General features: G+C 41.3%; 16 protein-coding genes and 1 pseudogene. 9 read left to right on the forward strand and 8 right to left on the reverse strand.

What is annotated here, in order from left to right; all coding sequences use genetic code 11:
- The first annotated feature begins 127 nt into the window (after positions 1–127).
- Positions 128–1,048, forward strand: coding sequence for a pyridoxal-phosphate dependent enzyme (locus tag IEV36_RS05695; RefSeq protein ID WP_005259159.1), 921 nt, complete (start codon positions 128–130; stop codon positions 1,046–1,048).
- A gap of 181 nt (positions 1,049–1,229) precedes the next feature.
- A complete protein-coding gene (locus IEV36_RS05700; RefSeq protein ID WP_005259158.1) occupies positions 1,230–1,544 on the forward strand; it encodes a DUF5713 family protein in 315 nt (104 codons plus the stop codon).
- A 33-nt stretch (positions 1,545–1,577) separates the two neighbouring features.
- On the opposite strand, the gene IEV36_RS05705 is transcribed toward IEV36_RS05700, so the two are convergent.
- The 3 genes from IEV36_RS05705 to IEV36_RS18890 all read right to left on the reverse strand — a co-directional run bounded on the left by IEV36_RS05705 (position 1,578) and on the right by IEV36_RS18890 (position 4,473).
- A complete protein-coding gene (locus IEV36_RS05705; protein WP_005259156.1) occupies positions 1,578–3,176 on the reverse strand; it encodes an alpha/beta hydrolase family protein in 1,599 nt (532 codons plus the stop codon).
- Between the two features lie 134 nt (positions 3,177–3,310).
- The gene (locus IEV36_RS05710; RefSeq protein ID WP_005259154.1) at positions 3,311–4,249 is read right to left on the reverse strand and encodes a DMT family transporter; all 939 of its coding nucleotides are present in this window, start codon (positions 4,247–4,249) and stop codon (positions 3,311–3,313) included.
- A gap of 95 nt (positions 4,250–4,344) precedes the next feature.
- Complete coding sequence (locus IEV36_RS18890; RefSeq protein ID WP_264822109.1) at positions 4,345–4,473, reverse strand: hypothetical protein; 129 nt, start codon at positions 4,471–4,473, stop codon at positions 4,345–4,347.
- Positions 4,474–4,635: 162 nt separating this feature from the next.
- Between IEV36_RS18890 and pnuC the strand changes: the two genes are divergently transcribed.
- Complete coding sequence (pnuC, locus tag IEV36_RS05715) at positions 4,636–5,208, forward strand: nicotinamide riboside transporter PnuC (protein ID WP_188393544.1); 573 nt, start codon at positions 4,636–4,638, stop codon at positions 5,206–5,208.
- Positions 5,209–5,247: 39 nt separating this feature from the next.
- On the opposite strand, the gene IEV36_RS05720 is transcribed toward pnuC, so the two are convergent.
- Together IEV36_RS05720 and IEV36_RS05725 are read right to left on the reverse strand one after the other, a co-directional pair.
- Complete coding sequence (locus tag IEV36_RS05720) at positions 5,248–6,390, reverse strand: glycerophosphodiester phosphodiesterase (RefSeq protein ID WP_005259150.1); 1,143 nt, start codon at positions 6,388–6,390, stop codon at positions 5,248–5,250.
- A gap of 182 nt (positions 6,391–6,572) precedes the next feature.
- The gene (locus tag IEV36_RS05725; RefSeq protein WP_005259149.1) at positions 6,573–8,180 is read right to left on the reverse strand and encodes a phosphoethanolamine transferase; all 1,608 of its coding nucleotides are present in this window, start codon (positions 8,178–8,180) and stop codon (positions 6,573–6,575) included.
- A 333-nt stretch (positions 8,181–8,513) separates the two neighbouring features.
- Here IEV36_RS05725 and IEV36_RS05730 point away from each other — a divergent pair, with 333 nt between their 5' ends.
- The 3 genes from IEV36_RS05730 (at position 8,514) to IEV36_RS05740 (ending at position 13,922) form a co-directional block, all read left to right on the forward strand.
- Positions 8,514–11,621: an efflux RND transporter permease subunit gene (locus IEV36_RS05730; RefSeq protein ID WP_005259148.1), complete on the forward strand. Its 3,108-nt coding sequence runs from the start codon at positions 8,514–8,516 to the stop codon at positions 11,619–11,621.
- A gap of 291 nt (positions 11,622–11,912) precedes the next feature.
- Positions 11,913–13,250: a magnesium transporter gene (gene mgtE, locus IEV36_RS05735; RefSeq protein ID WP_005259147.1), complete on the forward strand. Its 1,338-nt coding sequence runs from the start codon at positions 11,913–11,915 to the stop codon at positions 13,248–13,250.
- A 78-nt stretch (positions 13,251–13,328) separates the two neighbouring features.
- Positions 13,329–13,922, forward strand: a complete 594-nt coding sequence (locus tag IEV36_RS05740) for a DUF4112 domain-containing protein (protein ID WP_005259146.1) — start codon at positions 13,329–13,331, stop codon at positions 13,920–13,922.
- A 58-nt stretch (positions 13,923–13,980) separates the two neighbouring features.
- On the opposite strand, the gene htpX is transcribed toward IEV36_RS05740, so the two are convergent.
- Positions 13,981–14,886, reverse strand: a complete 906-nt coding sequence (gene htpX, locus IEV36_RS05745; RefSeq protein ID WP_005259145.1) for a protease HtpX — start codon at positions 14,884–14,886, stop codon at positions 13,981–13,983.
- A gap of 217 nt (positions 14,887–15,103) precedes the next feature.
- On the reverse strand, positions 15,104–15,970 hold the full coding sequence (locus IEV36_RS05750) for a lytic transglycosylase domain-containing protein (protein ID WP_005259144.1): 867 nt from the start codon (positions 15,968–15,970) through the stop codon (positions 15,104–15,106).
- Between the two features lie 497 nt (positions 15,971–16,467).
- Here IEV36_RS05750 and ttcA point away from each other — a divergent pair, with 497 nt between their 5' ends.
- Positions 16,468–17,373, forward strand: a complete 906-nt coding sequence (gene ttcA / locus IEV36_RS05755; RefSeq protein WP_004774851.1) for a tRNA 2-thiocytidine(32) synthetase TtcA — start codon at positions 16,468–16,470, stop codon at positions 17,371–17,373.
- Positions 17,374–17,569: 196 nt separating this feature from the next.
- Positions 17,570–17,953 carry an SCP2 sterol-binding domain-containing protein gene (locus IEV36_RS05760; RefSeq protein ID WP_004651955.1) on the forward strand — a complete coding sequence of 128 codons (384 nt, stop codon included), beginning with the start codon at positions 17,570–17,572 and terminating at the stop codon, positions 17,951–17,953.
- Positions 17,954–18,008: 55 nt separating this feature from the next.
- Here the strand turns inward: IEV36_RS05760 and IEV36_RS05765 are convergent, their stop codons facing one another.
- A complete protein-coding gene (locus IEV36_RS05765) occupies positions 18,009–19,118 on the reverse strand; it encodes a transglycosylase SLT domain-containing protein (protein ID WP_005259142.1) in 1,110 nt (369 codons plus the stop codon).
- Between the two features lie 376 nt (positions 19,119–19,494).
- Between IEV36_RS05765 and IEV36_RS05770 the strand changes: the two are divergent.
- Positions 19,495–19,635 (forward strand): annotated as a pseudogene (locus tag IEV36_RS05770) (transcription elongation factor GreAB); the annotation flags it as partial.
- Between the last annotated feature and the right edge of the window lie 78 nt (positions 19,636–19,713).

A 19,713-nucleotide genomic window follows, 5' to 3' on the forward strand; every position in this document is an offset into this window, starting at 1 on the left:
CTGAATAATTATAATATTTGGTCAAATTCACTATCAAAAATGCCCAGAGAAATGAATCCAACGGTTAAAGAAAAGATTTAAAACGATGTTATATTTAATAGGAAAATCATTATATTAGGAATAAAAAGTGACACTAAGTATAAAAACACCACTTATTAAATCGAGTCAATTAAGTGAGCTGAATAATTGTAATGTCTGGTTGAAAATGGAATCATCACAACCGACGGGTTCATTTAAGCAGCGTAGTATCGGCAATGCTTGTCTAAAATATGTAGAACAGGGTGCGCAGAAATTCATTAGTTCTTCTGGGGGCAATGCAGGTATTTCAGTGGCATATATGGGCAATATGTTGAATATTCCCGTCACTGTCGTGGTACCTAAAACAACCTCGCAAAAAGCGATTGATTTGATGGTGCAGCAGGATGCCGAGGTCATTGTTCATGGTGATTCATGGATGGAAGCGAATGAGTTGGCACTTTCATATGTCAATGAAAAGGCCGTTTATATTCATCCATTTGATGATCAATATCTTTGGGATGGGGTTGCACATATTATTGATGAAGTGATTGCTGAAGACATTCATCCTAGTGCGGTTATTTTGTCTGTAGGCGGTGGCAGTTTGATTTCTGGTATTCATCAAGGTTTAACTCAGAATCATTTAGACATTCCAATTTATGCGATTGAAACCCATGGAACCGCTTCTTTAAATAACTCAATGAAGCTAGGGAAACATATAAAACTAGATGAAGTGACGGGAGTTGCGACAACATTAGCAGCGAAGCAAGTTTGTGAAAATGCATTTATGATTTCGCAAAACCATAATGTTCAAGGGATCACCGTATCTGATCAAGCGGCAGTGAATGCATGTTTGAAGTTTTTGGATGACCATCGCACACTGGTTGAGCCCGCCTGCGGTGCAACCTTATCCATTTTATATGATCAAAAAATTAATTTTATGCCGCTGGAAAATGTTTTAGTGATTGTTTGTGGTGGCGCCTCAATTAGCTTTGAACAGCTTTCGAAATATGCTCAGCAACTTGTTGCATGAATAAGGGGATAAAGGAATTACTTATGTGTCGTCACTTTTGCATATATCAATGCTAAACGGGTGAGGATGTTCTTCTAAGTCCCGAAGAGCGGTCGGAAAAACCGCTTTTTTTATGCCTAAATATCGTGATTTTGGTTAGATTATGTTATAAGCATGGCGTTTTATTGGCATATTATTTTTTATGTTTGAAGATTTACTCCTCCCCATGTTTGACGATGAATATTATCCCGATATTCTCGTTGCTGAAGTGAAACAGCATATCCAGAAGTTTTCAAAAAAGGTGAGTCGTACTGACTTATCTGAAATAGAAATCTATCGTTTTGCGCATCAAACCATGATCGAAATTAACGAAATGAAACCGCAATTTGAAGATCTGGATTCAAGTTTAGATGACACTGCCGCAGATTATATTGCTGAAGCCATGATGATGGTGGTGCAAGATGTCGGTTATCTGGATATTGAAATGGAAGAATTGATTGCCAATCGAGAGTGGTAGAATTCACTCTCGCTGGTTTTTTGATAAAAATAATTATTTTGAAGCAGCTTCACTCCAAAGTTTAGGTAAAACAATTTGTCCTGAAATCCATGCTTCAATTTTAGGCTGTTTTATTTTCTGATAATAAATACTCTGTGTATTGATGAGTAAACCGAGCGTATCGCCTTGATTCAATTGCCCATTGATACTGGGTAACTCAATCATGAAATGTTGTGCATCCAGTTGAGTTGTGCTGTGAATCATCTGATCATAACTTTGTTTTCGGGCCGCATTAAACGGCGCAGTCTGATCATTTAAAACATCATATTTCCCTGTGACTTGGGATTTAATGGCAACAGAGATAAATAGGGTCGGATCTATTTTAGATGGCGTTTCTATCTGCAAAGAGAGTCGTGGGGCACCCGTGATATAACTGCGCTGGTTCGCGGTATGGATGGGCACAAATACTGCTTGAGTTGCAGTCGGCCTTATCCATGTTTTATTCAATGTGTAGGCGTTTGTAGCCGTTAGATCATTTAAGGTCGTGACAGGACTTTGATCCACACATACTTCTGGTAAGGTGGTTGTAGGTGCTTGATCTTTCAACTTTTGATTGAACCAGAACAATATGGTTTTTTGCAGGTCATAGGGTTGCTGATCACCACAAGTTACTGATTTACCTATATACCAAAATGGCGTGTTGCCTCGAGGTGAATGCTGTGCAAAAGGCTGTAAATGTCCGCCCTGTACGCCAATCACATGAACCTCATGCTGAGCATGCTGGATACATTGAGCTGCTTTTACGCCTTCGTTAAATGGAAATAGAATGTCTCTAAAACCCTGAATAATCAGTGCATCGGCTTGAGGTGCCTGTGCGTGATTGCAAAACCAGCTGGCTTGATGAGTTTTTAGAAAATTATAGGTCGATGCTTTAAGTTGACCTTGTTGCGTTTCAAGATAAGCCTGTTTGAGTTCGGGATCAAACTTATTCCAGTTCCACCAATCTCCAATCAGGTTGAGAAAACCGATCCAGTTACTTTTCGGTACACCATTCGGTGCAAGGCTATTCATGATGTCATACCAAGTGGTGACAGGAACGATGGCCTGTAATCGGCGATCAAGCGCCGAAGCAATATATTGCACGCCACCAGCATACGACTCACCGATCATGCCTGTTCGCACACCGTGTTGGTTTGTCGCCAGTTGTGGCAAGTTTTTTTCTGCCCAATTCATCATGGTGATGACATCTTGGGCTTCTTTTTCTGGATCAGTCAGACGAATTTTCCCTTGGCTATCGCCGTGACCACGCTGGTCATAACTTATCACCCAATAGCCATTCTGCCATGCAGTTTTCGCGACCTGACCTGTTGGCAAGAGGAAACCATACAAGCTCAGTTCTGGTCGTTTCATCCGAGAAAGGCCAAAGCCATGCGTATGCAGAATTAAAGGCGCAGTCTGGCCTGGTTTTAAATGGGGTTGATAAACCGTAAAGGCCAGTACAGTTCCATCAGGTGCCGTTGTTTTTGCCTGATAATAGCGCTGTTTTAGCTCGACGCTTTTGCCTGTAACAGATGCTGATTGAGAAGTGGCATGTACACACCCTTGCAAGACAAACAACAAACTGAAGCAGAGCCAGAAGACGTAAGAACGCATAGATTATTTCATCCTTGAGCAAATCTTTGAGAAATCACGATGTGATCGAGATAGTTTACTGTGCCTTATTGATAGATACTATTGCTGACAGGCCATATCGATTGACCTGCCAGTTTTAAAACCTAATCTATACCTTATTTTCGACGATAAGCATAAAGAAATAAGCCGAAGCATAAAAAAATCAGCCCAATGACCAGATGCGAACTCAAAGGTTCATTGTTGAACCATATCCCCCAGCAAGTCGCAAGTACGGGTGTTAAGATTGTAATTAGCATCACCGTGGTCGGGTTTAGTTTCTGGATTAAATGAAAGTAAAAAATCATGGCCAGTACTGATGAAAATAATGCGCTATACAACAAGGCCAAGCCTGTTTGCAGACTCGGAAGCTGGGTGGGGGCATGGCTAAGGAAAAATGGTAATAAACACAAATATCCCAACCATGAAACGATAGTTGAACCTGTTGTTTGAATAATCGGGTGAATCCCCGCACCAATCTGCGCAACTGCAAACATGGACAGGACATAGAGCAATACGGCGATTATTTCATAGACGACCCCAAGCGTATCTAGCTGGATATGTGCTGCACCAATCCCTAAGGTGAGAAAGAGCCCAAAAATAGCTAGAGTAAGTCCATACCATTGACGTTTGAGGAAGTGTTCGCGTTTTAGAATAAAGACTGCGATTAGCCCAGACCATAACGGTGCTGTGCCATAAATAATCGAGATCATGCCCGAAGACACGCGTGTTGCGCCCAGATAACAAAAGGTCATGGAGCCGAACAGTCCAATTGCCCCTGCACCATAACTCAGCAGCGCAGTTTTATTGATCGTCAGTTTCAAGCGAAAATAAAGCAGGCATGCCAATGCCAGTGGAATAGCCAGACTAAATCGCAAGAATAATCCCCAAGCCCAATGAATTTCATGCACCGTCCACACGGCAGCTAAAGGTGTAAAAGACCAGATCAGCACCACGGCAATGAATTGACCGACTGTAGCAAGGCGAGGGGTGACAGGGGCTACAGCCGGTTGTCGCTGTGGCATGGAGAGAACATTCTTTTCGGGTAACTGTGTCATGGCATGATTCCTGTTATAACAACGGTAAAATTGAGGCAATAAAAAAGGTCGCTACAGAGGCGACCTTTGGATTCAATTGATGTTTTAGAGTGTCATCATCTGAAATACATAAAGTCCCCTCGCAGTAACGCGTAGACACGTCGCCATGCCGCATAGACAGCAATGTCATGCGCAATCGCATTCGGGCGTGGGGAGGAAACTTTAGGCTTAAACATATGAGACATTCGAAGATGATTCTGATCTTTTATAGCATAGGGCTTGCTTGAAAAATAGGCACTCTCTCAAATAAAGATAAAAATATAATCAGTGCAAAGGCAGAATTTGTGATTGCTTAAATCGAATATTTTTCCATAATAATGCCATTCAATTATGAAAGAAGTGTGCTCTTGTCTCCTCTAGAAATTATTGCAGTGATTATTAGTGTTATTGGTGTCACTTTGACCATCCGACGGAATATGTGGTGTTGGTGGTTTAATTTTATTGCCTGTGCGCTGTATGCCTGTTTTTTCTTTACGGTCAAATTATATGGAGAAACACTTCTACAATTCTTCTTTATTCTGATGAATGTTTATGGCTTTTATTATTGGCTAAAAGGCAAACGCCAAGATCATGAGATTCGGATTGAAACGATTGCGACCAAAACTGTAGTGCTGCAACTCGGTCTCGCCGTGCTGGGTGGTTTCCTGTTTGGTCTTATTCTCAAGCATTTTACTGATGCTGCGGTACCAATGCTGGATTCGCAACTGGTGGCATTTAGTTTATTGGCAACTTACTGGACCAGTCGTAAACATATCGCGACCTGGATCTTATGGATCTTCGTCAACATCTTGTATGTGGGGATGTTTAGTTATAAAGAGTTGTTTTTAACCGCGGCTTTATATGCAGCCTTTGTCGGGCTGGCTGCTTATGGCTGGTGGCAATGGGAACAAGCCAAGCAGAAACAACTTGGCCATGCATAAACAAGGGCAGCTCAGGCTGCCCTTAATTTGAAGCAAGGTTTATTTTGCTGTGGCTTGATAACTTTGTACGGCTTGGCGACCCAGTGCTGGATCATCGGTAAAGATACCATCCACACCTGCCTTGAAATACAGCTGCATTTCCTTGATTGAGCCTGTTGCGCAACGTTCTGCTTCTTTGGCTTTATCTGTACTACATTTTAACGTTGCTGGTAGGTAATTATTTTCAGGACGGAAAGTATATGGATGTACTTTTAAGCCGACTTGATGTGCATCTTTAACAAAGGACGTGGTTTTAGTCATTGCCTCATCTTTAAAGACATAGACTTTCCATGGACCAACGCCATTGGCATAGGTGGCAACATCTTTTAAACCACTTGCTGTTGCTAAATCTGCATAGGTTTTTGGATTATTGTCCGCGACATAATCAGCAGGTTGAGTATCAGGAGCATCATAAAGCTGGATCAGTTGGGCATGTTTGACACTTTTGTGCAGATCTAATTGGTTTTTTAAATATTTTAAATTGCCCACTTCAAAAGACTGCAAATAGATCGGTGCGATATCTCGAGTATATTTATACTTAGATAAGGTTTTGAGCAGGTTATCTTCCAGTGCCAAATTTTGTTTTTGAAAATAGGTGGGGTGTTTGGTTTCGATATAAAGACCAATGATTTTGCCAGTTTTCTTATAATGTGCGTCTACAAGTTCAATGATTTGTTCCAAGGTCGGAATGGTAAAGAGATCATTATACTTCTGGTTTTCAGGACGATATTGCGGAATACGCTCGCGTGCTTTCAGTTGTTGTAATTCGTTTAATGTAAAGTCTTCAGTAAACCAACCTTCTAAAGTCACGCCATCAATCACTTTGGTTTTTTTTCGGTCTGCAAATTGTGGCAGGGTTGAAACATTGGTGGTACCGCCAATTTCATTTTCATGACGGGCAACCAGAATCCCATCTTTGGTTGATACCAGATCTGGCTCAATAAAGTCAGCGCCGTCATCAATTGCTTTTTCATACGAAGCAAGCGTATGTTCTGGGCGTAATGCGCTGGCACCGCGATGTCCTACCACGAGAATTTTAGGAAGCTGGTAATCAGGCTGTGTGGTATTGTTTTGATTGTTATTGTCATCATTACAACCAACAAGGCTGATCAGGCTCAGACAAAGAACTGCTTTTTTAAACATAGATAAGCTCATGTGTTTTTTATTCAAGCCGCTAGTTTGAGTGTGGAAGTTATCAAACACATGACAGTGAGATGATGGTTTTATGAAAATATTAAGAATTTTAAAAGCAGTCGTACTTAAATAAAAAATCCAGTTTGAGCTTGTGTCTAAACTGGATTCAAAAACAATTAGATAATGAAGGTCTATTTCTTCCAATAAGGCCAGTTGGCTTCTGGTGTGAAATCATAATTGTCATCAAGCCAATAGGTTTGAGGTGGGGAGGATTTATCTTTCAGTCCCATGATGCGCATCAGATTATTGTCTAATTCAGCGGTATTTAAAGTCTTTTTCTGATCTACACCGGTACTCTTTAAGCGATCTGACCACATGATCACAGGCACTTGATAACCTGCTTTGGTATTTGGACTATGGCCCGCATAATCAATTTCATGTCCGACTTCATTGCCATGATCAGAAACCACAGTAAAAGATCTAAAATCTGGTGTAGCATCTGCTCTTAAATTATCTAGAAATTGACTAAGTAATGAGTCTTCATATAAAACAGCATTATCATAGTCATTGCGCAGTGAACGAATCCACGGATCAATATCTCTATTTTTTAGATCAGTTTCTACGGCATCGTTGCTCTCACTTGTAAACTGGTTAAATGCAGCTGGATAACGCTCTTTATAGTTTGGATGGGCACCGATGAGATGAAGAATAATCAGTTTCTTCGGTTCAGGATCGGCAAGTGCCTGCTGATAATCTGGAATGAGTGATTCATCCAACGAGGTGCTACTACGACCAGAGCGTTTGTTTTTATAGACTGCTTTATCGGCATAGGAACCGAATAAAGAAGATAAGTAAGTATCGTCCTGATTACTGAGCCAGTAAATTTTATATCCTGCTGCCCGTGCATAGGCCAATACACTTTCAGATGAATATTTATTATGTTCTGAAGCAGGGCTTTCGGTTAACAGTACACGTAATGCATTGATTGTAGACGGTGAAGGAGAGAAAGCATTACAAAAGACCTTAATCTCATCCAGTCGTTTTGCCAGCTCAGGTGTGGTATTGCGAGGGTAGCCGCAGACGCCTAGATTTAAACTGGTTAAACTTTCAGAAAGTACCAGTACATGGGTTTGTTTACCTTTTGCCTGTTCTGTCAGTACCAGATTTTGCTTGGCACTTTTGTCCCATTGTTGATGAACATTTTTATGCTGTTTAATTCGGTCTTTGAAATCCTGAATTTTGGCTTGATAGTCAGTCCAGAATACAATCGGATGTACCTTACGTGATGGTTTCATCAGATAACTGGTGGTTGCCAGTAAGACCAGTAAAATAATACAACCACGATAAATTCGACTTTGCCAGAGTTGGCTAAAATGAACTGGTTTAACCAGCTTGAAAACAGCAACACTATACAGGATGACTAATGCAAATAGTCCTGCCGCCACAGTGAGCATGGTACCCAGATGAAGCTGAAAAAACTCCAGACTCTCCTGACGATTCGTATTGGCAAGTGCCTCAATAATGAAATAGGCTTCATTATCACTATTAAATAAAAGCCATGTGCTTGAGCGAAGCAAGGCATCTAACCAAGCCAAAAACCACCAGATAATTGCAAGGATATACCAATAGATTTTTTGTCTGCTAATCGCCAGATAAATAAAAAGCACACCAGGCAATGATAAAAAGCCAAGTCTTAAACCATCAGATAGATTACCAACCGCAATCAACAAACCGCCTGTGATCAAGGCTGGCAGTAAGATCAGCAGCAGAATATTCAAGTTTTTTAAGCTGGCCTTCATATATGCCTAATACAATGGGGGGAGATTAACTAAGCGTGCTAATATCGGTTTAAGTGGGGGGCGTGTCAATTCAAAATTAAGAAGTCTTTGATTGCACAGCAAATTAAATTGATTAGCACAGTTAAGCTGTTGAATTATTGCAAAGCTAACGCATTAATTTTTATTGCGAATAACCTGAAATTCATTATTTCTCCGCAATTTACGCTTTTTGAAATGATATGTTAATAGGGATGGTGTTTGCCTGTCAGCTCGGTAATGATCATATTCTGAAAAGTGCCTGTATTTGCCTATCTTTTTGAAAAATTGACTGTTTCGCTAATGGAATAAACAGCCATGCTATCTAAGTTTTTTATTCATCGTCCTATCTTTGCGACTGTACTGGCAATTATTGTGATGGCTGTTGGCCTATTTGCAATTTTGAATTTGCCAGTAGAACGTTATCCCGATATTGCTCCTCCCCGAATTACTGTTGCGGCTAACTATAGTGGTGCCGATGCCCAAGCGGTTGAAGATAGTGTGACGCAGGTTCTAGAACAACAAATTAAAGGCATTGATCATCTGCTCTATTTTAGTTCTAGCAGTGATGCCAGTGGTAATAGCCGAATCAGTTTGTTCTTTGAGCAAGGTACCGATCCTGATCAGGCACAGGTTCAGGTACAAAATGCAGTCAATGGGGCGATTAACCGTCTTCCCGATGATGTTCAACGACAAGGCGTCAATGTTCGTAAGTCCTTGAGTGATTCATTTTTGGTGATTGGGGTCGGTGACAAATCTGGTCGATCAACCAATCTTGATATTTCAGATTATATTACCAATAATTTTGAACTGAATCTGAGCCGGATCGAAGGGATTGGCGAAGTCAGTGTATTTGGTTCGCCATATGCCATGCGGATCTGGTTGGACCCGCAACGACTGGAACGTTATCAGCTTCAAGTCAGTGATGTCCGAACTGCGATCGAAAATCAGAATACGCAAGTGGCTGCTGGTGCGATTGGCGATTTACCTGCAGCAAGTGATCAATACTTGAATGCCAAAGTCACTGCAGGCTCGTTACTTCGAACGCCTGAGCAATTTGAAAATATTATTATTAAAGCTAATAGTGATGGCAGTTTTATCTATTTAAAAGATGTCGCGCGTGTTGAGATCGGGGCAGAAAATTATCAGGTTTTTAACCGTTTGAATGGTTATCCTGGGTCTGGTCTTTCACTGTCTTTGAGTGTTGGCGCCAATATGACGCAGGTCGCCGATGCGGTGTATAAAGAAGTTGCCCGTCTGGAAAAAACCTTACCAGAAGGCTATTTCGTGATGTATCCACGGGATGACACGCCATTCGTTAAAGAATCTATGTCACAAGTGGTGTCCACCCTGATTGAAGCCATCGGTCTGGTGGTGCTGGTAATGTTCATCTTTTTGCAAAACTGGCGTGCGACCTTGATCCCCGCAATCACCGTTCCTGTAGTGATTTTAGGCACTTTTGCGGTATTGGCTGTTTTAGGCATGAGTATTAATACACTGACCTTATTTGCCATGGTGCTGGCGATTGGTTTGCTGGTTGATGATGCGATTGTTGTGGTTGAGAACGTTGAACGTCTCATGCACGAACAGCAGCTCAGTGCCAAAGAGGCTTCTATTCAATCCATGCAAGAAATTAGTGGTGCATTGGTCGGGATTACCTTAGTGCTGACCGCCGTTTTTATCCCGATGTCCTTTTTTAGTGGTGCGACAGGCATTATTTATCGACAGTTCTCCATTACCTTAGTGGTTGCTATGGGACTGTCTTTATTGGTGGCCTTGATCCTGACACCAGCTTTGTGTGCCATTTTGCTGAAACCCCAACATAAGCAAGCGCGTTGGGCGGTTATGTTTAATAATGGGCTCGACTATATCAAAACACGTTATCTGAACGTGTCTAAGAAAGTCATCAGTGTAAAAAGTATTTCCTTGATTGGTATTGCAATCCTGATTGGCGGTTTTGTCTGGGTCTATCGTGAGTTGCCAACCAGCTTTTTACCTCAAGAAGATCAGGGAACTTTAGGAGTGCAGTTCCGTTTACCAGAAGGGACACCGATGAGTAAAACGGAAGAAGTAGGCAAATACATTTCCGACTATTTTCTCGAACATGAAAAGGCTAACTTAAATGGGGTGATGGTGATTCATGGACGCAATTTTTCGGGAACTGGACAAAATCTTGGACAGGCCTTTGTTTCATTAAAACATTGGGATGATCGAAAGGGTGCGGAAAATAGTGCCCAGCAAATTCGTGCGCGTGCAATGAAGTATTTTTCGCAGAATAATCAGGCGCGCATTATGGTATTGATGCCTTCTGTGATTCGCGGATTAGGTAACTCGGATAAGATCGATTTTTGGCTACAGGATACCAAAGGCTTAGGTAGACCAAGTCTGTTATCTTCTTTTCAGGATTTACAGCAACAGGGCAATGCACTGGATTCCGTTGACAATCTGGATAAAAAAGGCAACGACGATCAGGCGGTTTTGAATATCAAGATTGATCATAAAGCGGCAATGATCCATGGACTGAATGTCAGTGACATCAATCGCACCTTATCGACGGCCTGGAGCGGTAGCTATATCAATGACTTTATTGATCGTGGTCGGATCAAGCGTGTGTATTTACAAGGTGATGCACCATATCGTTCTAAGCCAGAAGATCTCAATGACTGGTATGTGAAAAATGCCAATGGGCAAATGGTGCCATTTTCACAGTTTAGTCAGATTGGATGGCAAGGTGCCCCACCAATGCTAGAACGTTTTATGGGTTATCCAGCAATTAGTGCAGAAGCGGATGCAGCCAATGGTTTCAGTAGTGGACAAGGGATGCAGGCCATTCAGGGACTAGTCGATAAAATGCCTGATGTCGGATTGGCGTGGAGCGGATTATCTTATCAGGAACAGGAATCAAGTAATCAGGCGATCTGGCTCTATCTCATTTCTGTCGCCTTTATTTTCCTGTGTCTTGCAGCACTGTATGAAAGTTGGTCAATTCCATCTGTGGTGATGGCTGCAATCCCTTTAGGTGTCGGCGGAACGATTTTATTCAGTTATCTGTTTGGGTTTGCCAACGATATTTATTTCCAGATTGCCTTACTCACCACGATTGGTTTGTCATGTAAAAATGCCATTTTAATGGTTGAGTTCGCAGCTAGTCTGCAACAACAGGGCCAAGCGCCGTTGGAAGCCGCCTTACGTGCAGCAGGCTTACGCCTACGTCCAATTTTGATGACCTCGATTGCCTTTGGTGCAGGTGTCATTCCGCTTATGTTTTCGAGCGGTGCGGGCGCGTTGAGCCGACAGGCAATTGGTTATAGCGTATTTGGTGGGGTTGTTTTTGGTACGATACTGGTACTGATCTTCATTCCTTTTATGTATGTACTGGTAACCAGTTGGTTTAAGCCTAAACAAAAAGTTGAAGCGATTAAATAAAATGGCTTCAGTACCTCAACAGAAATGAATGATTCATTGATCAAGATGAGACAGGAATTGTTCATTTTTGTTGAGTAAGTTGAGAATATTAAAAAAAATTTGTAGTATTGCCGTGCCGTATAAACGGTCTAATGAGGTTTGATTGCCTAAATGGACACGCAGAGTTGTAATTTATCCCAGATTACACATTTTTATATTCATCAAAATCTGCATGAAGCTTTCTATTTAGCAGTAAACCAATAAGCTGCTTGTAGTTCTTCATTGCAGATCATTTGTAGTGAAGAGGCTGACATGAGCTACAATAATTTTTTATATCTATTAAGCGACGCGCTCAAAAATAATCATATTGAACTTGCACTCGCATCTGTACAGACATTTCGGGCAGTGGATATTGCCGATGTCTTAACCCAGCTCTCTGTAGAGCAAAGCCAACTATTGCTCACCCATTTACCTGAGCGTGCTTACGTTTTTTCTTATCTTCCACCCAATGAACAGGTCAAACTTGCCAAAGCCATGCCGAGACATATTCTGGCAGAGATTATTGGCGAGATGTCTTCGGATAAGCGTGCCGATGTGTTCAAGTGTCTGGATCAGGAGCAACAAAATACCTTATTGCCTGCTTTAGCTCAGGCTGAAAGGGAAGATATTCGCCAGCTTTCTTCTTATCTGGAAGGAACAGCAGGGGCGATTATGAGTTCTGAATACGCCACGCTCAAGCCCAATATCACCGTGAAAGATGCGATTAAAATGTTGCGTCTGGAAGCGCCAGATACTGAAACAATTTATTTTGCCTATGTGTTGGATCAGGCCAGAAAAATCCTTGGGGTTTTATCTCTTAAACAGCTAATTCTGGCGGCTGAAGAGCAGAATATTAATGAGTTGATGGAAACCAATGTTCTGACCGCGTATGTCGATACCGATCAGGATGAAGTCGCCAAAACCATTGCACGTTATGATCTATTGGCACTACCAATTATTGACCACCATGACATGATGGTCGGGATCGTGACCTACGATGATGCGATGGATGTTGCCAGTGAAGAGGCCACCGAAGACTTCTTAAAAGTCGGGGCGGTTGATGCATCATCCAAACTCAGTATTAAATCTGCGCCGATTTTACAGCTTTACCAGAAACGCGTGTTCTGGCTGGTTTTCTTGGTGTTTGGAAGTTTATTGTCTGGGATCGGGATTGCGCATTATGAAGATGTCATTGCGCAGAATCTGGTACTGGTATTCTTCTTGCCATTGCTGGTGGGGAGTGGCGGAAACGCGGGTTCCCAATCTTCCACATTGATGGTACGTGCTTTGGCAACAGGAGATGTTCAATTTAAAGACTGGTTCTCGTTACTGGGGCGGGAAAGTCTGGTGGCTCTGTGTCTGGGTGGAACTATGGCGGTGGCTGTTTCGCTATTGGGTTATTTCCGTGGTGACGAAATGGTGGCTCTAGTTCTTGCATTAAGTATGATGGGAATTGTGTTGATGGGTTGTCTGATCGGGATGAGCTTACCTTTTATTTTAAATAAAGCAGGGCTTGATCCAGCCAGTGCTTCAGCGCCTCTGGTGACTTCGATTTGTGATGCAACAGGGGTAATCGTTTACTTATTTATCGCCTCGATGATTTTATTCTAGGCAGTAATAATAATTGTACCGACAAAACCTAAAAACTACTTTATTCTCAAGGATAAACATCGTTTTTAGGTTGAGTGAATGACTGATTATCCAGAACAAAAAAAACTAACTCAGCAGCAAGCCATCGCGGTCGAGCGTGATTTGGCAAAATTCGCCAATACTATGGACAGCTTGGTTCGCATACCATTTACCAAGCAGGGCGTTGGGGCGGATGCTGCATTGAGCACCATTCCATTTGCTGGAGATATTGCTGGTTTTATCCTGACTTTATATGCCTTTAAAAAAGCCAGAGAAGTGGGTGTCCCGCAACATAAGCTCAAAGGCGTGGTGAAACTGGCGATCATGGATATGCTGGTTGGTTTCGTACCGATTGTCGGGACCGTATTTGACGTATTTATACGTCCGAGCCGCAAGACGCTTGAGATTGTGCATGCACATATTCGTGATGAATATCAGGTACACAGCGATATTCATGTGGTTCATCCATTTCTACATGAGTCACTTGAGCAAAAACAGAAAACTTCTGCCTTTTGGCGTAATCCGGTGGTGAGCTGGATCTGGTTACGAATTCCAGATCTATTGGGAATTGCAGTGGTGATTTTACTGGTGCTGGCGGTGTGGGCTGGCTTTAGTTATCTGTGGCAATTTTATCAATCCTTCCAATCGCACTAGATGATTAGGCAAAAATAAAGCCTCCATTGTGGAGGCTTTATCGTTTATCTGATACTGATTATTGAACGTTTAATTGCTGTAATGCAGCAACACGTTGTTCAATGGTTGGGTGGGTCTGGAATAAAGCCGCTAAGCTAAAGCCTTGTTCCTTACCTTCCGTAATCGCAAATGCTTTCATTTCTTTCGGCATTTGATCTGGCATTTCTGACTCTGCTTGTAAGCGAAGTAGTGCAGAAATCATGGCCTGTTTACCAGCTAAACGTGCGCCAGCTTCGTCTGCGCGATATTCACGTTGACGAGAGAACCACATCACGATGGTAGAAGCCAAAATACCGAATACGATGTCGAGTACAATCGTAATGGCAAAATAAGCAAGACCTGGTGCTTCACCATCTTCACGACCAAATACGTTACGGTCGATGAAGTCACCTGCAATACGTGCAAAGAACATCACGAAGGCGTTGACGACACCTTGGATCAGCGCAAGGGTAACCATGTCACCATTTGCAACGTGACCAATTTCGTGAGCCAGTACAGCACGAAGTTCATCTTTGTTCATACGCTCGAGTAGACCTGTTGAAACAGCTACCAAAGCATCATTTTTATTCCAACCTGTCGCAAATGCATTGGATTGGTAAGAAGGGAAAATACCCACTTCAGGCATGTTAATACCTGCACGTTGAGATAATTGCGCCACTTCTTGTAATAACCAAGCTTCTGCTTGACTACGGGGTGCATTTGGGTCAATTAATTCTGTCCCAGTGGTTTTTTTAGCCATCCACTTCGACATGAATAGGGAAATAATAGAACCCACCATACCAAAGACAAAACAGACGACCAGTAGGTTGCCTAGATTCAAGCCACCCGCGCCATGGTAACTACCGACACCGAAGAGTGACAAGATAATGCCAGCTACAACCAGTACCGCGAGGTTGGTTAGCAAGAACAAACCAATCCGCATCATTGAGAAAACCCTCTTATAGAGAAAAAGTGATCTGATTTATAAATTATAAATCATAACGCTAATATGCAGGGCGAACCCTAAAAATTCAAGAAAAAAATGGGCGTAGATACATTTAGCCAATAAAATTATGAACTGGCTGTGAAACAGGGACTTAAAAGCTGTTTTGTATAAAAAATAGCAAGCAAAATCATTCTATGAGAATGGATGGCCTGAATTGTTAATCACTGAGACGTATTCGGGCCGATGCAGTGGCATTGGTGGTGGTATAGGTACCAGATGGGGCATCGGTAAAGGTTCCATCTGCAAGGGTAATGATCTGACGGTTATATTGTTTGGGTGCTGGGGGCGGTTCAGCAATATTATTCGATGATGAGCTGTAATTGGCTGATTGAGCCAGTACTTGGCTAGTGTTACTTGAATCTGTAAAAGTGCCTAAGCCAGAAGCATAGAGGTTCTGATAACGGCTGGTGACGCGACGGACATAATCTTGCGTTTCGCGAAATGGGGGAATGCCGCCATATTTATCCACATTGCCTTCACCCGCATTATAGGCAGCAATGGCCAATTGGGTATTACCATTAAAACGTTTCAGTAACCAGCTTAGATACTTGGCACCACCAAAAATGTTTTGTTGAGGATCATAAGCATTACTGACATTAAATCGGCGCGCTGTTGCAGGCATAAGCTGCATGAGACCCTGAGCGCCCACAGGAGAGCGAGCCTTGATATTAAATCCAGACTCGGTATGCATGACCGCTTTGATTAAGCCCTCAGAAATACCGTGCTGTTGAGCGGCCTGACGGATCAGTTGGTCAAATGCATTTTTATTGCGACTATAGCTTGGCAGTACAGAGGCTTCACTTGCACCCCAGTTACTATAGCTATGAATATTACTGTCGGGATAATAAGTTGCTTTAACGACTTTTAAATGACTGTACTCTGCTTTCTTCTTATTGGTGAGTAGCGTTGTACCATTATCATCTTTAAATTGATAAATCGTCTGCCCAGCATAACTTGATGCTGTACCATTAAAAAAACCGATTGTTCCCAAGCAAACAGCAAAAAAATAAGTTGTTTTGTTCATCGTTATAATATTCGCGAAAGGATGAGCATAAGTTTCATGTGGCAGTTTAACAAAAAAATGTAAAAAAAGATCTTTTGCTACAATTTTTTTATTTTTTAGTGTCAGACAAAAATCAAGTCAATTTGTTCGAATGTTCAGCAAAAAAAATTAAAATATTTTTTTTAAAAAGTAAGTCTTGACTTATATAAGTTATTGATTTTAATTGTATAAAATGATTGGTTAAAAAATGATCAATCTAATGGGAAGCCTTATTTTAAGATAAAAGCAGTTTGTCAATAGCTAAGAAATCCACAAATTTATCCACAGCTTTTGTGGACAACTGTGGAAAAGTTTGAAATATAAGCGATCTAGGCCATTCTGGATTATTTTGATCAGAATTTTACCAGTATGAAACTGAAATATGACGATTGAAAGAAATTGAAAAATTCTTTAGATGCGCATTTTTTCGGAATGAGATAAAATCGCGCGGTATTTTTGTTTATGAGTAAATCACGTCTATGTACGCGCCAGTGGAGTCCAACCAAGGATTTAATTTCAAGCCAGAGCTTCCGACAAGTTCGGCGTATTATCGCCTGTTGAAAAAACTTCGTCGTCAGGTGGGGCATGCAATTCGTGATTACAACATGATCGAAGAGGGTGACAAGGTCATGGTCTGCGTGTCTGGCGGTAAAGACAGCTATACCATGCTTGATATCTTGTTGCAATTCAAGCGTATTGCGCCAATTAACTTTGATGTTGTGGCGGTCAATCTAGATCAGAAACAGCCAGGTTTCCCTGAAGATGTCTTGCCACGTTATATGGAAGAGAACAATATTCCATATTACATTCTGGAAAAAGATACCTATACCATTACCAAGCGTTTAACGCCTGAAGGTAAGACGTATTGCGCGGTATGCTCACGTTTACGCCGTGGCTCACTCTATGGCTTTGCACAGGAAATCGGCGCGACTAAAGTGGCGTTGGGTCACCATCGCGATGACATCATGGCAACATTCTTTTTGAATTTATTCCATGGTGGCAGTTTGAAAGCGATGCCGCCAAAACTTCTATCTTCTGATAAAAAGAATATCCTGATCCGTCCTTTGGCTTATGTCGAAGAGAAGGACATCATCAAGTATGCTGAATTACGTCAGTTCCCGATCATTCCATGTAATTTGTGTGGTTCACAAGAAAACTTACAGCGTGCCATTATCAATGACATGTTACGTGAATGGGACAAGCAACATCCAAAACGTCTGCACAGCATTTTCGGTGCGTTACAGAACGTTTCTCCATCGCAACTGGCAGACCGTGAGTTATTCGACTTTGAAGCTTTAGATGGTCAACGCGAGTTTGATATGAAGGATCCAGAAGAGATGAAGAACCGTCTTGATGTGGTCAACCTGAGTTTTGCAGCAGAGTAAAGTGTAAAACTTTTTGAAAAGGTACTGGTTAAGTACCTTTTTTTTATAAAAAATTTAAAAATTGAATCCCGCGTACAAAAAATCATAGCCTAAAATAAAAATTACATGCTATAACAGGGCACAAGCAAATTGCTTCATGAGATGTCGTCTGGATAGATGACACAAGAAATTGAACAAATACATTTGAGGAATAATCATGGCTGCATTTTTAACTGATGATTGGTTTGCAACTGTTGAAAAACTTACTGCTGAAGCTGGTGATTTAAACTTGCCACCTGCGCTTGCGAATTTAGCGATTAACTTGGTTGTAACAGATGCAGCTGGTAATACAGAGTTAGCTTTAGATGCGGGTAAAATCCAAAAAGGTTTATCTTCAAATGCTAAAACAACTTTGAACATGGATGCTGAAACTTTACGTAAAGTATTCCTTGAGTTTGACATGGCTGCTGCAATGCAAGCATTCATGACTGGTAAAATCAAGGTTCAAGGTGATATGTCTCAGCTTATGGCTTTACAAACAGCGAAGCCAAGCCAAGAGCAAAAAGATTTATTCAAGAAAGTACTTGAGCAAACTGCTTAAATTCTTTTTATATAAAAAAGCTTACCCTCAGGTAAGCTTTTTTATTGCCTTAAATTTAGACATCAATACGACTATTGGTTTTGATGTGCTCTAAATAAGTACGAATACGCGTGACATATTGTAGCGCTTGCTTATAACGACCATTACGCGCCTGATTGCGCTGCAAGTGATCGTATAAGTTCACCCATTGATTCGGATCTTTGCCTTGGGCACGGATACGCTTCTGGATCTGGCTGACTGCGCCAGGGCCCATATTATAAGCCACCAATGCATACCAGTTGCGATCTGGGTAAGGAACGTTAGAGAACTGGTCTAGCATCAAATCAAAATATTTGGCACCGCCTTGAATACTTTGGTTCGGATCAGAACGATTACTCACACCCATGGCTCGAGCTGTGTTATTGGTCAACATCATTAAACCACGAACACCAGTGGGAGAGACTGAGGTCGGTTTAAGATAAGACTCCTGATAGCCAATCGCTGCGAGTAAGTGCCAATCTAAATTGTATCTAGATGCACTTTGTTTAAAGCTAGCTTTATAAATCGGTAAGCGTTGTTTCAGATCTTTCTGAATTGTTGACCATGATTCTGGTTTCACAACATTACGATTATAAAATGAAGCCAGCTGTTGGGTCGTACCCGTCTGCTTACTCTGACATACATAACCACTCGCCGTTAAGGTCAGTGGATCATCTGCCTGTTTAAATACCCAGTTTAATTCAGGATTTAAACCATTTTTGCTCAGGCTGGCCTGATCGCCACAGCTTGCTGAAAAAGAAACAAGTTGTTTGTTTTCAATTGCAGCGAGGTTTGCTGTGGTCATGGCAAGATTAGCTTTGCCCTGAGCAACCCATTTCAATGCAGTGGCATTGTCTGGGACAGTTTTAAAATCAAGTTTTACATTTAGGCTTTGCGCATAGTTACGCGCTAGGTCATAGCCAAAGCCATGTAAAAATTGACCATCGTTAAATACTGTAGTTGGACTTTCAACTGCAACGACAGTAAGGACATTGGTGGTTACAACAGTGTTGTATTGATGCGATTTTTCTGCATTCAAGCTGTTGAAAGGTAAAGCCGCAATAGTTAAAGCTAATGCTTGAAACGGGAGCGTGGAAGATAAAGAGTTAAGGCTAGGCCTAGACCCAGAACTTGAATTACTGTGCATGTTGTCTCCGCTACAGGTAATTTATGCCCTAAAAGTTCAGCAATACACTGCCTTAACTTTTAAAAGTTGATAAATTCAATAAGGGGTGGGCAAATCATGAACGTCATTCAAAATGACATTGATTAAAGGAAAAAAAGACGCAAATGTTTCACAACATTTATAAGGCGTACAAAAAATAGACAAAAACAAACTTAGGCGCGCATATTAAGCGTCAAAAATGTGATTGTCAAATTTTGGACTAAAAAAATATGAGAATTGCATCACAAATACATGATTTCGAAAAAGAATAAAATTTATACACTTTAGTCGTGGCGAAATAAGGAATACAATGCAAAAACTTGTAAGTGGAATGTTGTTTTAACGTATTTTTAAGCCTATGAAATCTAATTTAATTACGCGTACTGGACATGATTTATTGGTCGCCGAACTCAAGAAACTTTGGCATGATGAACGTCCTGAAATTACCAAAAAGGTGAATTGGGCCGCGAGCTTAGGTGATCGCTCAGAGAATGCTGATTGTTTAATATAACCCTATTATTTATACTTTTTAATGTATATCTATGATTTTATTTAATTTTATAAAAGTATATATACT

This window comes from Acinetobacter vivianii (assembly GCF_014635885.1).
Classification (GTDB): Bacteria; Pseudomonadota; Gammaproteobacteria; order Pseudomonadales; family Moraxellaceae; genus Acinetobacter; species Acinetobacter vivianii.

Excerpts from the sequence above, each read along its gene's own strand:
- IEV36_RS05700 (WP_005259158.1), top strand. The coding sequence starts at position 1,230 with ATGTTTGAAGATTTACTCCTCCCCATGTTTGACGATGAATATTATCCC.
- IEV36_RS05705 (WP_005259156.1), bottom strand. The coding sequence starts at position 3,176 with ATGCGTTCTTACGTCTTCTGGCTCTGCTTCAGTTTGTTGTTTGTCTTG.
- IEV36_RS05710 (WP_005259154.1), bottom strand. The coding sequence starts at position 4,249 with ATGACACAGTTACCCGAAAAGAATGTTCTCTCCATGCCACAGCGACAA.
- IEV36_RS18890 (WP_264822109.1), bottom strand. The coding sequence starts at position 4,473 with ATGTCTCATATGTTTAAGCCTAAAGTTTCCTCCCCACGCCCGAATGCG.
- IEV36_RS05720 (WP_005259150.1), bottom strand. The coding sequence starts at position 6,390 with ATGTTTAAAAAAGCAGTTCTTTGTCTGAGCCTGATCAGCCTTGTTGGT.
- IEV36_RS05725 (WP_005259149.1), bottom strand. The coding sequence starts at position 8,180 with ATGAAGGCCAGCTTAAAAAACTTGAATATTCTGCTGCTGATCTTACTG.
- IEV36_RS05730 (WP_005259148.1), top strand. The coding sequence starts at position 8,514 with ATGCTATCTAAGTTTTTTATTCATCGTCCTATCTTTGCGACTGTACTG.
- mgtE (WP_005259147.1), top strand. The coding sequence starts at position 11,913 with ATGAGCTACAATAATTTTTTATATCTATTAAGCGACGCGCTCAAAAAT.
- IEV36_RS05740 (WP_005259146.1), top strand. The coding sequence starts at position 13,329 with ATGACTGATTATCCAGAACAAAAAAAACTAACTCAGCAGCAAGCCATC.
- htpX (WP_005259145.1), bottom strand. The coding sequence starts at position 14,886 with ATGATGCGGATTGGTTTGTTCTTGCTAACCAACCTCGCGGTACTGGTT.
- IEV36_RS05750 (WP_005259144.1), bottom strand. The coding sequence starts at position 15,970 with ATGAACAAAACAACTTATTTTTTTGCTGTTTGCTTGGGAACAATCGGT.
- ttcA (WP_004774851.1), top strand. The coding sequence starts at position 16,468 with ATGTACGCGCCAGTGGAGTCCAACCAAGGATTTAATTTCAAGCCAGAG.
- IEV36_RS05760 (WP_004651955.1), top strand. The coding sequence starts at position 17,570 with ATGGCTGCATTTTTAACTGATGATTGGTTTGCAACTGTTGAAAAACTT.
- IEV36_RS05765 (WP_005259142.1), bottom strand. The coding sequence starts at position 19,118 with ATGCACAGTAATTCAAGTTCTGGGTCTAGGCCTAGCCTTAACTCTTTA.